This window comes from Mucilaginibacter aquariorum (assembly GCF_024498135.1).
GTDB lineage: Bacteria > Bacteroidota > Bacteroidia > Sphingobacteriales > Sphingobacteriaceae > Mucilaginibacter > Mucilaginibacter aquariorum.
Genome location: NZ_JANHOH010000007.1, coordinates 156,313 through 169,488, shown reverse-complemented (window position 1 = coordinate 169,488; position 13,176 = coordinate 156,313). Strand labels below are relative to the sequence as shown.

Here is a 13,176-nt window from a genome sequence, read left to right as displayed (position 1 = left end):
TTAGTCTGTATCATATGGGGAATAATCGCTGTTCATCCAACGCCGCTTTTCATAGTTGCGCATCCTGTACCAGGCATACAACGGATACAGGCAAAGCAGTAAAATGGTCACCCAAACGTTGCGCCATACCACTGGATTTGCATTAATACTAATATGTATATTTTTATTACTGATATCTCCCGACGCCGGGTAAATATTTAAATGATATTTGCCACCGGGTATGCCGGATAATAATACCTCTGCTTCCTGTGAACCCTCTGTCCAGCTCTCGCCGTCTTCGTATCCATGGTAGTACTCTATACTTTCAGTTACCTCCCAGCTTTGGTTATCTTTTTCGTTAACCAGTACCACGGTGGCTTCCAGCCAGTTGTTATCAATTTCAGACTTAATGAGGAAATTAAGTGCAGATGAACTGTTTTTAAGTTCAAAAGATGGCGTAATAAAAGGCTTGAACTCGTTTACCTTGGTCGAATCATTTACGATATTGAAATCGTTATTCAGCACCATATGCTGGGGGTTAACGTACAAAGACATAAAGCCTATAACGGCCACCAAAACCACCAATAGCGGGGTTAACTTATAAACTGAAAACCATCTTTTAGCATGTATCGATGGCTGGTTAGCACCTATCCCAATCTTTTCAGGGAATAGCTTAATATCTGCTTTAAAAGCCTCTGCAATTTCCAATGGCTCTGCGTAACGGCCAAGGTAAAAATCGGCACTTTTTGTGCCCGGCTTATCCTGTTCTTTATAAATAATATTTGGAGGCGCAACAAACTCCGATGTTTTGGCCCACTCGAATAATATATCCCAGTCAAATTCACCTAAAATAGCAGTTGTTATGGCCGTATATTTATTAAACAGGTTGTATTCGTTTTCTTCGTAATCAATAAATTTCCAGTCGCGTGCGGTTAACTTATCCAGGTTGGGATAAAACTCTTTACCGGCAACAAATGTCCAGTGGCCATCATATTCGGCAAAATTGGCATATCCTTTTTCATAATTGTAAAGAATGTACTCGCGCCAGGCATAGCTCGCGTCTTTTTCCTTTTTTTCGATATAGCCAATAACTTTAAAATTATAGCCATTAAATACACCTACGCTACCCAACTTAAGTACGGGCTGTTGTTTTATTGGCGGGGCGTTTTTTTGGATAACCGGGGTGTCATTCGCTATAAAACGGATAAAAGAGTTACAGGATGCGCATACGCAATACTCGCTTCCCTCGGGGTCATAAAGCGTAATAACGTTTTTGCATTTTGGGCAGGTAACATCTTCCGAATAAGGAAAAGATTTTAGGTTTATTGTCGCCATATCACCTTACCAATTCTGTTTTTTGAATTTCAGTTCCCTCGAAAAAACGTAACACCTCACTATAAATAGCTCTCACCTTTTCGGAGTTATCTTTTTGGTAATTCGACAGGAAAATATCGAAGGTAGCCAGGTTAAATTCCGGCCAGGTGTGGATAGACAGATGGGATTCTGTCAGACAAACCACTGCGGTAAAACCCGCACCCTCAAAATCATGGTAAACTTCACCAACTTTTGCCAGGGAATACCCGGCGATCAAATCATCAAAAAATACTTTGCAGGGTGCTGACGCGGATAAGCTCGAAATATCAGCTGCAGAAAACTCTGCTAAAATATGGAGACCGGGTTGATAAGGCATTAATAGGGTTCTTCGAATCAAAAATATAAATTTATCGGGTAACGAGGCTAAAAGAATAAATATAATTGTCTGTTTCGCTTTTATTGGGGGTCACAATTTGTGCCCCCCAATTCTGTTGTTTTTAGTTAAAAACGTTTACGATGAAATGAACCCTAAAAAGGGTAATAACGTGCTATATTAGCGAATAAAATTGTCCCCGAATCTGTATCAGCAGCTCTTCGGACATTTGAATATCCGGCCTTTCAGGTAGCGATGATTTTTCATAAGCTGATTTTATTTGTTCCATCTTTTCTTCAACCATTCGCATCAGGTTATCAAATTCAAATTCACCATTGCGGATCTTTAGCAGGAAGTCACGATCATCACGTTTAACAATCACTTGTTGCTGTAGTGCGATTTCTTCAGCCATGTTCAAAAGCCGGAACGTATGCATCATATTTTTGGCATCGTAGCTTTTGCCATGTGACAGCGTGCTTTGGTAACGTTGCTCATTCCGCTTTTCTTCCCATTCCTGATATTCTTTATATTCCCGGCAATAGATCGAATAACTATCCTTATTAAAATTCATCACAGCGCTGTTTTCTATACCTTTAGGGACAGCGCTTAACTGCACATCATCGGCATCAGGTCCCGATGTGATTCCTTTAAATCGCCCCTGGAGTAACTGCTTTGGATGGTATAGTAAGTACACGTTCCTAAAATGGTCCAGATTAACCAAGCCGCACTCTTCCTGTGTAAGGCGATGTTCAGTTAGCCATTCCTTTAATGGGATACTGCCATTATTATAAATCACAAAACAGAAATCCAACACCGATTTACGCTCAGCATCCAAAGGCTTATTGATCTTCTTGTTTAAGCCACGGGCTTTTTTGATCTGTGTTTGCGCATAACCGGCAAAAGTATCCATGCAAAGTTTCGATAGAAAATTCTCCGGCTTGATCAGATCCATTAAAGAGTGGCGAAATAACACGTGCTCTTTTGGTGTACTTAACAGCTCGAGTATATTGGGATTATTCTTGGTTAATAGTTCAAGAAAGCGGCCAATCTCAAAGTAAACCTCATCGTTGCTTGTATTGGCGATCTGATCTTGTCGCTCGAATCCGTATAATTGCTTTTGAGGCATGATGAATATCCCTTTCTTATCCACGTCAGAGCCGGCGACATTGAGATTATAAGCCGTGCTGCCGCTGATACAATCCAGCAGGATCAATTCATTTCGTTGTTTTAACTGTTCGTATGTCATGGCTGGATATACTTTCTGAAGATATTATTCAATTCATTCGGGTACTGCTTTTCGGATGGAAGCGTAGGTATGCGCTCTTTGCACCAGCCAAATGTATCACTTAACCATTGATTAAGTACTGGGACAGGTGCTATCAAAGCTTTTTCATCGGCTGTCTTTTTCCTTTCAAGTAGTTCATCTATTGCATTTTGAACAGCACTATCGGTTATCATAACCCTTAAATGCTCAAACTCCATAGGCGGTACTGTCTGCTTTTCAATGATCCATAAACAAGCTAATGCCGGGCGAAGTGCATAAAAATAGCGCTTTAGCTTTACCTGTTCTGTTTGCAGATCATCGCGAAGTGTATTATGTGTCATTGATAAATAATGGTTTGCACCGGATCGCAATGAAAAATATTGAGGCATCAGTTTACGCAGATCATCAGCAAAAGCAGATTCTTCTTGATATACGATTGGCGATTGCAGCCATTCGTACAATGTGCTATTTGATTTCAGGAATAGTTTCAATGCTTTTTTGATATCCCAACCGCCTATATCCAGCACCTCGTTAACAGGCAACCCCACATTATCGGATATGTCTGTTATACCCAGGTAATCGTTTACCGGTCTGGCGTATATAAAGCGTACATCAAAATCGCTATCGGGCGAGGCAAAGCCCCATGCCCTGCTGCCGGACTCGCATGCATAAAGTATTTTTATATTTTCAGTACGCTCCAATTCGAGCAGCTTTTGAAGGATGGTTTTAGTCATAATTTAATAATATAAGGTTACAAAATATAAATGAAAGAGCAACAAGCGGTAGGTGGCTTATGGGAGTCGAACCCTACCGCATACGCGGTTTCACCAGACGAAGTATCACCCGCCTACGGCATCTTTCACTATGTTTTATAAAAAGGGCGAAAAGCAACCGGTGAGATTTATTTTTCTGAACTACTTGTGAAATTAATCACTGGCTGGATTTGAACCAACGTCCTTCCCTTCCGGGATGTTCTAACCGATGTATCACAGGTTTACGGCACCTTTTTTATTTCAAAAAGAAGAGCAACAGGTAGCAAACGTGTTGTTAAACGTGACCGGTTGAAGTAACGCTTGCCTACGGCATCTTCTTTATTTCTTAAGGGCGATGGGCAATATGCGCAGAGCCAAAGGCTAACTGCTCTACCAACTGAGCTACAATGGTATTTACTTCCAAAGGCCGGGATCGAACCGGCGACACGAAGTAGCGCACATTTACGGCACCTTAATATTTTTAATCTCTTTAAAAAGAAGGGTAAAAAGCAATAAGCCAATCTGCACTGTGCTCTATCCAATTGAGCTACCTTTGCGGGGACGGATTCGAACCGCCAACCCCAGCGTCCAATCGAAGTAAGACTTATTTACGACACCTTCTTTTATATTTTATAAGGAGCAACAGGCGAACCCGGGATATTTGTGAGGAATTGAACCTCATACAGTTTGCACCGTACTGACCTCAGCATTTCTAATTTGGGTGAAGTAACCCGTTTCTACGGCATCCTTATATTTTTTCAGTTTCTTTTTATAAGTATGGGGTGTTAGCTTCCCCATACTTGGTTTATATTTCTATGTTATTGATGGCATCCAATGCCGAACCTCCGTTTTCTATGGCAGCTAACACCTCAAAAACTTTATCGCTCCAGCCGGCTACCAGGTAAACATCATTGCGCAATATTTGCAAAGGCGCTTGTCCGTAACCTTTCAGGTCGAACAGGTAGAGCCTGGCGTTTGGCGATACTTCCGCCTTGTAGCGTAACCACAGGGTTTGTATATCCAGTGCGCTGTTGGCATGGCTGTTCCATAACTGGGCGTCGGTAAACATAAATACCTTGTCCATTTGTACCTTACGGGATAATATATCCTTGATAACCAGGTAGCCATTGGTGCTATAACCCACCTCGCCCTCGCGACGATAAAACTCCTGTACGTTACCCAATATATTATTACGTGGCACGGCTATGGTTTTCCAGCTATCGCCAAACATACCCACCTCTACGTTTTTACAACGGTTTTGCAGTAACATGGCCAGCATTAAGCCTACATCATACAGCAAGATCTTAGATTTTGCCGATACCGGTGTTTGCATCGATCCTGAAACGTCGCACGCTAACAGCACACGGGTTTCATGGTCGAACCCTTTGATGTTTACAGCACTTGCCTGTACTGCTTTTTCCAAGGCTTCCAGCAGTTCGCCGGTGTAGCCTTTGTTGCCGCTCAGTAACGAACTCAACTTTTTAGTTAAGCTTCTTACCGGCGCTTCGGTTCCTGCTGCTATCAGCTCGCGGTATGCCGCTAAATAACGGAACGGGAACTGCTTTGCCTTAGCCACCTCATCGGCATTGGCTAAACGGGCGCATACTTTTTGAAAGTGCAGGTAGCTTACACCGGCTTCCTGTATGTTACGCAGGTTACGCAACAGGGCCATATAGCCCAGTTTACCGCTGTCTATCAGTTCTTCCCATTTCGCGCGGAACGCTATCGCTTTGGCCTCATCGCTGTCAAAATTCATTTGACCTAATGCCGATAGCTCGGTTTCCCAGGTGTAAGGTGTTTGCAGGTCGCCGTTCACTATTTTGTTGAATAGTACCTGTTGCAATTCGTCCTTTGCCTTTGGGTGAACCAGGAACAGGGCATCGCGCAGTTTTATTACGCCATCGCGGTTGTATTTACCAAACTGGTACTCATCAAAGCGGTTGAACGCCGTTGATAAGCCTTTTTGCAATTGTTTGCTCAGGCGGTTCAGCTTTTTAGTGCCCGTGCGCTTGTTCAGCAATTCGTAGCAGGCCAATAGCTCGGTGATCTCGTCGGCACGGCCAATTACGCCATCGGTAACCCGGGCAACCAAATTGTCGCCCGAGTGTAGTTTAGCCAATTCGGTAACCAGTACCAACGGTGCCGAACGCAAATACATTTTGGTGCGGGCATACACAGCCAGCTTGCCAACAAACTCGGGCTTGCACTCGTATATCAGTTTGCGCAGGCGATCCATACGCGTTTCGTTTTTTTCGTAAAAGGAATCGTTTAAGCTCCAGGTTACTACCGCGGTATACAGTTCCATTTCTGGCGACAGCGTAAATGCTTTGGCACCCGCGTGGTTAACGGTCTGGTTTTTTAATTTGCTTAACAGGTTGAATTTCATTGTGAACCTCCTTTATTTCTTAATTGTTGATACAAAGAAATAGGGGTACTGCGCAGTGTATCTGCGCAGATGAAATTATTTTAAAAAAAGTTTCCGGCTGTACTTTAGTGTTCACGTTCACGGCCGTGAACACTTGTGAATCTTGCATGAACGCCTGATTGTCAGCGCTATACGCGAATTTTAAATTTATTATCACCTTAACATGCTGTAAAACAGGCTTTTGTAGTGCGATTCATATATCGGGCCGAAGCATTTTCGCCTAAAAACGCCAATTTTAGGTAAAAAAACGTCCCTCTTTGATTTGCGTTTGGGATGGCGCGACGGTGGCACTCATCAAAGGCTAAACAAAATTTGGTGCAATGATACTTTTCCAAACCGTTACAATGGGGTAACCGCTTGTTAACCTCTTGTAAATATCTTTGTGGCTATGAAAATATTTAAGGCCATCGCGGTTATCGTTTTAACAGGTTCAATATTTTGTACTACAGGCCACGCGCAAACCACCAGGGCTGATAGTTTGGTAAAGCAGTTACATCAGCCACTCGACAAACATGTGATGGTGACCGCTCATCGCGGCGATTGGCGCAATGCACCCGAAAACTCTTTACTGGCGTTTAAATACGCTGTAGCTATGGGGGTGGATATCATTGAACTGGACCTAAACAAAACCAAAGATGGCGTGATCATTATTATGCACGATCAAACTATTAACCGCACAACGGACGGAAAAGGAAGTCCCGGCGATTATACCCTGGCCGAACTAAAGAAATTCCACCTCAAAAACGGCCTGGGGAGGGTCACCGTTAACACTATCCCAACCCTTGAGGAAGCGATGCAGTTATTAAAGGGCAAAGTTTTGGTAAATCTTGATAAAAGTTATCCTTACTATAACGAAGCGTACCAGGTATTAAGGGCAACAGGCACCTCAAAACAAGCCATTTTTAAAACAACTGAAGATTACGAAACCGTGAGGAAGCAGTATCCATCAATTATTGATAATATTACATTTATGGCTGTAGTTGACCTGGATAAACCCGGGGCCAAACAGGTTATCGAAAATTATCAGCGCCATATTAAACCGGTAGCTTTTGAATTGAACTTCCGTACCGATACCTCGGCCATCCTTAAAAATAATAGGTTTATTAACAAAAACGGCTCGCGCATCTGGATCAATTCGTTATGGGCCAGCCTGAATGCCGGCCACGACGATGATACAGCCATCGATCTCGGAAATACCGAAAATAGCTGGGATTGGATCATCGCGCATGGTGCAACCATCATACAAACAGACAGGCCACGTGAAATGCTGCAATACCTTCGAAAAAAAGGATTACACAAATAAAAGTGGTGAGCATGAATCTCTTTCCGGGTGTTTGTGTTTAGTATATAGGTACCACAAGCGGGACGCTTGCGGCAGCGAGGGATGCTTGAGGTAGCGTGGGATTAATTAAAAGATGATACGAAATCTTTTTTAACAGAGTCGTTTAAAGCTAACCAAGCATTCAAAATAATAATTGCAGAGTTTATTAATATATAATTTCTTGATATGTCGGGCTCATAATTCCCATTAAATTTCCCCCCGTGAAATAAATTATTTCTTATGTCCCTAATGTGCAGACATAGTTTATTAATGTCAGATGTATTTTGATGGAATACTCGAGCACGCCAAATTAGTTGTTTGTTAGCAATCGCTTGTATTTTCGGCGGATTTTCAATAATGTACTCTACTGCCTCTTTTAATTCTTTAGATATATCAGGATTAAAATCTTGAGAAATTGATACTACGAACCTATCCCAGTTAGCCTCAACCTTATTTTCATCACCATTGGCAAACACGATAGATGTTTTTAAAGCGCACTCAAACCGCGAAAAACTTATAAAAAAATTCACTATAAGTTTCTTACCATCATTAGCTATTTCATTATCTACTTTTTGCAAGAAAATATCAGTTATCATACTATTGGATTTTAAGAATAACATTTTCGATCAGATCTTCGATAAACGAAATTGCTTTGCTTTCTTTTATAATTATTGTATTTGGATGGGCAGCAGTATTTCTAAAGTCAAGTTTTTCGAGAAGAATTTTTCGGATATCTCCAGAAAAAATTCTCCCAATACGCAAAAGGGTAATAAAATCTGCCTCTTTAATGTCATTAAAATCTTCTTTTTTGGATATCGTAATTTTTTTGTATTGCCCATTAGATTGAATGGCAGCATTAAATTCCGATAAATAATTTTTTAGAATCATTTCGTAAATCGCATCCATTGTTAATAACCAAGCCATAACGATAGATGCCCGATAGCAGTTAATTTCAAAGCATGAAACAGCTTCCTCTAAAAATGATTTCTGTTCACTACTAGTTAATTTAGGTAATAAGCTCCTTAAAGTTGCTGAAATATGAGCAGTATGTTTATTTGTCAAGTATACTTCATCCAGCTCCTTTTTTACTGTTCGATGAAAAGTATACAAACTGCCTTTTTTTAAAAAGGTGGGATTTTTGCCTTCTGCTAAATTTATAAAGCATTGTGGGACATTTGTTGGAATCTTCAAACTTTCCTGATTGAAGCATTCTTTTATTTCAGATGATGAAAATTCATTCTTATTATTCACAACAGAATAAAAAAATGCAAGCAACTTGACTTGTTCTAGTTGCTTTAAGGAATCGAATCCTTCAACTTTATCTATAAATTCACTTATGATCATTTTATGAAACTTTCTTGTTCATTTTATGCTCAATATGATTTTCACCAGCAAGCGTAATTGTCACATTGTTGAAATCCGCCGAATTCAAATATCCATTTCGTCTTTTGATATTATCAAATGCTTTATGCATGATGGGAACAGCTAACCCAAGTTCTTTATAACAAGTATATATTTTATTTACGTCAATATTCGGCTCCTTTATTTTCTTCTGTAAATAATAAACGATTAGCAAAATTATTTCCGCTGTGTTTTTAGTTTCATATTTTCCATGAAAGACGATTAGGCTATCTGTATCTTTCGGATGTAGATTTAATTCAGGAACTAATTTATAAGCGACACCCAATGAGGATCTTATTTTAGGTTTAGTAGATTTTTTTTCCTCATCTTCATGAACCTTTTCTACTTCTGCGACATTCGGTTTCTTTGTAGTTCTCTTGGAATAGTTTTTTATTGTACCTTTTTCCTTTCCTGTTATTAAGTTCTCTATATGATCGGTACTATCAGATTTAAACTTAATTTCGTTATCACTTACAGTTGAAAAATATAATTTAAATAAGCTCTTCCAATTTTTAGAAAAATTAGATAAATGAGAATCTGATTTTCTTTTATGAATATACCGATCGTATACAGCCTTTCTAGAAAATGTTTTTCTAGAAAAATCGCTCTCATAAAAAGCATAGATTGCTATCCATTCCGCTTCAGAACAATCAACATTCATTTCGACGTCGCTAATATGAGGAAATTCGGTTGATGTATTTTCCTTGTTAGTAGATTCGGCTATTTCTTCTGATTCAATGTCTAACGTTTCTGAACTATCGCTATCCATTTTATCTCCAATATTATCAATTTCTTTATTAGGAAGTTTACCCTCTGGCAATCTGTTATTAGTAATACTAGAAATTAAGCTGCCAATCCCATCTTTTGCAACGTTATCACTAAGCGAAGCATCGAAAAATATTTCATCGTTTGTCTTTCTATAGGTTATAGTGTTATTTACTGAGGTATTATCACTACTATTAACCGCAATTTTAAATCCACAAGAAATACAATTATTGGCATCTTTAACTAACGATGTCCCACATTTTTCGCATTTTAAACGATGTCCACATTTATGACAAAATGATGCGATAGGGTATATCTCAATATTGCAATTATTACAAGTCTCTGATTTCATAAGATTTAGGTTTATTTATCAAATATAATATTTATATCTATTTATTATTTTCATTAATATACTTCTATATCCAAGTCTTACACTGACGCACTTATGCAGCATGGCCTTAACATTTTTGCTTTCGCTACCGCAAGCGTCCCGCTTGTCGTTTTATGCACAACCCCTCCCACCTAAACCCGATTGTACGGAAAGCCCACTTCTATCAGCGGCTTGGAGGAAAGTTAGTGATAGAACTTGTACAATGCGTGCACCAACGTTGGACAGCTTCTAACTGTTTATGTTTCGATGGTTAATCTAAGGCCGACAAAGCATCATTAATAATGCTTCCGTCATTTCGTAAAATCTGATTGTGGAAATTGATCGCTGCTTGATATATTAACGGCATAGACTCAAAAGCTTTTATAGTATCGGGGAATAATTTAATGTAATCGCTAATGAAAAAACTGACAAATTTTATCACATTCGAGATATTAAATATACCCATTTTTATTGAGTGCGGATTTTGCTTGCTAAACAAGTTTGCAAATTGAAAAACAGACACATTGGACGGATGAGAGTATAATGAAAAATACGTGTACATATCATCCATCAAACCTTCTTTTATATCCATTAATGAAATTGTTTCTTGCCAGGATAGTGGTTTAATATCGTTTTTAATAAACTGAATTTTATAATCTTTATCTTTAACCTTTTTTTTAATGGACGCTTGCCCTTCAGATGTTAAAGATTTATAAACCGATGTTTGTTCAATTTCTTTTACAAGATTATTGATAGTAGCTAATTCTTCTACTTGTTTTCTTTTATTATCTTCTGTGGTAGCTTTCTGCGCAAATCGCTGTCGGAATTTTAAGCCGGCTATAGCCCATAAATTATATAAAATAAGTTTCTTATCGTCCGTTTCTGTATATATTAAGTTGAACGTAGCAATTGTTTCACAAAAATTTCTTACCACAACAGCAATTAGGGTTGGATCAACGATATTATTTAAAATTTTATTATCAAATGATCTAAAGTCAACCCCATCAAGCATCTTGTTTAAATAGAGAGTTTTCGAAAGGATCATTTGTAAAACAATTTTTGCGTCAGCGTCAGCTCTGTTATTAATGGGGATATCTTTTTGAAGGTATGTGATTTGAAATAGGCATTCTGCAAGAATATGAAGCATATCTTTAGTCGCTGGTATATTTTCACATTGAAATAACCTACTTGCATCTCTTCTTAATTGATTTTTTTCTTCGTTCGTCATATTACTATATATTAATATTAAAAATTAGTGTCATTGTTCTGCATCTCTAACCCCCTCCCACCTAAACCCGATTGTACGGAAAGCCCGCTTCTATCAGCGGCTTGGAGGGAAAGCGGGGCTATCCTAAGATAGTACCACTGCCTTTGCTTTTCTAAAAAACAGATAAAGAACACACCCCTAACCCCTCTCGAGAGGGGAACTATGGCGGTTAAACCCCTCCCTGCCTTCGCGCGCCCTTCGACAAGCTCAGGATGACAGCCGCTACTACCATGTGAGGGAATTTGGGTTGGGTGCCCGTGCAAACTGCCAACCGCAAACTGCCAACTAAACCTAATCCTCCGGCTTTTCCTTCGGGTCGGCCATGCGTACTATTCTTGGTTCAAATTTGGCCAGTACTTCCACCAGATTTTGCTGCGCGGCCATAACGGTGTGGATATCTTTGTAGGCCATTGGGGCTTCGTCCATATCGCTGCCCATTAGGGTGATGCGCTTGTCGATAAGGTTGGCGGCAATAGCGGCTTTGTCCAGCGTTTTAAAGGCGGCGCTTCGGCTCATTAAACGGCCTGCACCGTGGCTGGCCGAGTTGATACTTGTAGCATCACCTTTACCACGCACCACAAAACCGGGGGTACTCATGCTGCCGGGGATAATCCCCAACACACCTTCGCCGGCCGGGGTAGCGCCTTTTCGGTGCACCATTACTTCGGTACCGTTGGCCAGTTGCTCTTTCCAGGCAAAGTTGTGGTGGTTCTCTATCATGGTAATAGGGTTAACACCTAAGGCACGGGCAATTTTGTTATGGATCTCGTGGTGGTTGGCACTGGCGTATTCGCCGGCCAGGTTCATGGCAATCCAGTACTCCTGCCCTTCGTCCTTATCCAGATCTAACCAGGCCAAATGTTTGGCTTCGGCAGGGAGTTTGGTTTTGGTCATGGCTATTTTGCTGTAGTGATTGGCCACCGCACCGCCAAACCCGCGCGAGCCGGAGTGTGAGAGCAAAGACAAATATCTGCCGGCAGGGATCCCGTCTAAAGCGCCTTCGGCAATGGTCAGCTCGCCCCATTCCACAAAGTGGTTACCGGTACCGCTGGTACCTAACTGGGCATAAGCTTTATCTTTTAACGATCGGATCACCTTGGTTTCGCCCCAGGTTTTGCTGTCAAACAACGAACTATCAAAGTATGATCTGGTTGTGCATCCCATCCCGAAGTAAGTGTTATCAATTAAGATATTTTTCAGTTTGTCGTTTTCGGTATCAATGGCTTCGGCAGGCAGATCAAAAATGCTTAAGCACATGCGACAGGCAATATCTACCCCAACCGCAAACGGAATAATGGTATTTGCCGTGGTAGCCAGCACGCCGCCAATAGGCAGGCCGTAACCCTGGTGCGCATCGGGCATCAGGGCGCCCGCAACAGCTATGGGTAATTGTATGGCCGTACGCATTTGTGCTAAGGCGCCCACTTCAATATGTTCCAATCCCCATACCGGGAAATCGGCTATCTCTTCTTTCAGCTTAAAGTTGCTGCGTTCCTGCTTTACAAATTTGCCTTGTTTACGCATGGCAATCACATCTTCGGCCAGGTTTTTAAACTTGCCGCCTTTTTTTAACGCGTAAGGCATAGGGTCGTCTATCAGGGCTTCTAAATTGGCCAGTATTTCGGGCTTTGCCATTACGTTGTGCTTTAGCAAGCCATTAGCCACGCGACTAAAGTTTACCAATACTTCCACATCGTTAATGCCTAATGCCTTTAACTCGTTGTTGCCTATTTTTTCCTTTTCCATAATATTAATACTAAAGGTATCATTTAACAATTTAAATTCTCCGGGCCAAAACCCCTCTCTCCGGATCAAGAGAGGGGGCGTTTGTGAACAGGTTTAGCCTTTCGACAGTACAAAGAGAAACATCAAGTGCGCAGCGTATTTGCGCAGTTAAAAATAATTTATAAATTCATCAAAAATAATTCCGGGTGTCACCCTGAGC

11 protein-coding genes are annotated in these 13,176 nt (G+C 40.7%); 1 reads left to right on the top strand and 10 read right to left on the bottom strand.

All coding sequences use genetic code 11. The annotated features are described in order from the left end of the window. From NPE20_RS20705 to NPE20_RS20685, 5 genes are all read right to left on the bottom strand, one after another. The gene (locus tag NPE20_RS20705) at positions 1 to 1,314 is read right to left on the bottom strand and encodes a DUF4178 domain-containing protein (RefSeq protein ID WP_256540610.1); all 1,314 of its coding nucleotides are present in this window, start codon (positions 1,312 to 1,314) and stop codon (positions 1 to 3) included. Position 1,315: 1 nt separating this feature from the next. Continuing rightward, a complete protein-coding gene (locus tag NPE20_RS20700; protein WP_256540609.1) occupies positions 1,316 to 1,669 on the bottom strand; it encodes an S-adenosylmethionine decarboxylase family protein in 354 nt (117 codons plus the stop codon). Between the two features lie 172 nt (positions 1,670 to 1,841). Then, complete coding sequence (locus tag NPE20_RS20695) at positions 1,842 to 2,912, bottom strand: DNA polymerase beta superfamily protein (protein ID WP_256540608.1); 1,071 nt, start codon at positions 2,910 to 2,912, stop codon at positions 1,842 to 1,844. Further along, complete coding sequence (locus tag NPE20_RS20690; protein WP_256540607.1) at positions 2,909 to 3,664, bottom strand: nucleotidyltransferase domain-containing protein; 756 nt, start codon at positions 3,662 to 3,664, stop codon at positions 2,909 to 2,911. Before NPE20_RS20690 ends, NPE20_RS20695 begins: the two co-directional genes overlap by 4 nt. A gap of 823 nt (positions 3,665 to 4,487) precedes the next feature. Further along, complete coding sequence (locus NPE20_RS20685) at positions 4,488 to 6,068, bottom strand: TROVE domain-containing protein (RefSeq protein ID WP_256540606.1); 1,581 nt, start codon at positions 6,066 to 6,068, stop codon at positions 4,488 to 4,490. Between the two features lie 427 nt (positions 6,069 to 6,495). Here NPE20_RS20685 and NPE20_RS20680 point away from each other — a divergent pair, with 427 nt between their 5' ends. After that, the gene (locus NPE20_RS20680) at positions 6,496 to 7,410 is read left to right on the top strand and encodes a glycerophosphodiester phosphodiesterase family protein (protein WP_256540605.1); all 915 of its coding nucleotides are present in this window, start codon (positions 6,496 to 6,498) and stop codon (positions 7,408 to 7,410) included. Between the two features lie 101 nt (positions 7,411 to 7,511). On the opposite strand, the gene NPE20_RS20675 is transcribed toward NPE20_RS20680, so the two are convergent. The 5 genes from NPE20_RS20675 to NPE20_RS20655 form a co-directional block, all read right to left on the bottom strand. Beyond that, positions 7,512 to 8,024, bottom strand: a complete 513-nt coding sequence (locus tag NPE20_RS20675) for a hypothetical protein (RefSeq protein WP_256540604.1) — start codon at positions 8,022 to 8,024, stop codon at positions 7,512 to 7,514. Between the two features lies 1 nt (position 8,025). Further along, positions 8,026 to 8,772 carry a hypothetical protein gene (locus NPE20_RS20670; protein WP_256540603.1) on the bottom strand — a complete coding sequence of 249 codons (747 nt, stop codon included), beginning with the start codon at positions 8,770 to 8,772 and terminating at the stop codon, positions 8,026 to 8,028. Position 8,773: 1 nt separating this feature from the next. After that, complete coding sequence (locus NPE20_RS20665) at positions 8,774 to 9,946, bottom strand: zinc ribbon domain-containing protein (RefSeq protein ID WP_256540602.1); 1,173 nt, start codon at positions 9,944 to 9,946, stop codon at positions 8,774 to 8,776. A gap of 289 nt (positions 9,947 to 10,235) precedes the next feature. Continuing rightward, positions 10,236 to 11,192, bottom strand: coding sequence for a hypothetical protein (locus NPE20_RS20660; protein ID WP_256540601.1), 957 nt, complete (start codon positions 11,190 to 11,192; stop codon positions 10,236 to 10,238). A gap of 330 nt (positions 11,193 to 11,522) precedes the next feature. Further along, on the bottom strand, positions 11,523 to 12,977 hold the full coding sequence (locus NPE20_RS20655) for an RtcB family protein (RefSeq protein ID WP_256540600.1): 1,455 nt from the start codon (positions 12,975 to 12,977) through the stop codon (positions 11,523 to 11,525). Positions 12,978 to 13,176: the final 199 nt, after the last annotated feature.

Excerpts from the sequence above, each read along its gene's own strand:
- NPE20_RS20705 (WP_256540610.1), bottom strand. The coding sequence starts at position 1,314 with ATGGCGACAATAAACCTAAAATCTTTTCCTTATTCGGAAGATGTTACC.
- NPE20_RS20700 (WP_256540609.1), bottom strand. The coding sequence starts at position 1,669 with ATGCCTTATCAACCCGGTCTCCATATTTTAGCAGAGTTTTCTGCAGCT.
- NPE20_RS20695 (WP_256540608.1), bottom strand. The coding sequence starts at position 2,912 with ATGACATACGAACAGTTAAAACAACGAAATGAATTGATCCTGCTGGAT.
- NPE20_RS20690 (WP_256540607.1), bottom strand. The coding sequence starts at position 3,664 with ATGACTAAAACCATCCTTCAAAAGCTGCTCGAATTGGAGCGTACTGAA.
- NPE20_RS20685 (WP_256540606.1), bottom strand. The coding sequence starts at position 6,068 with ATGAAATTCAACCTGTTAAGCAAATTAAAAAACCAGACCGTTAACCAC.
- NPE20_RS20680 (WP_256540605.1), top strand. The coding sequence starts at position 6,496 with ATGAAAATATTTAAGGCCATCGCGGTTATCGTTTTAACAGGTTCAATA.
- NPE20_RS20675 (WP_256540604.1), bottom strand. The coding sequence starts at position 8,024 with ATGATAACTGATATTTTCTTGCAAAAAGTAGATAATGAAATAGCTAAT.
- NPE20_RS20670 (WP_256540603.1), bottom strand. The coding sequence starts at position 8,772 with ATGATCATAAGTGAATTTATAGATAAAGTTGAAGGATTCGATTCCTTA.
- NPE20_RS20665 (WP_256540602.1), bottom strand. The coding sequence starts at position 9,946 with ATGAAATCAGAGACTTGTAATAATTGCAATATTGAGATATACCCTATC.
- NPE20_RS20660 (WP_256540601.1), bottom strand. The coding sequence starts at position 11,192 with ATGACGAACGAAGAAAAAAATCAATTAAGAAGAGATGCAAGTAGGTTA.
- NPE20_RS20655 (WP_256540600.1), bottom strand. The coding sequence starts at position 12,977 with ATGGAAAAGGAAAAAATAGGCAACAACGAGTTAAAGGCATTAGGCATT.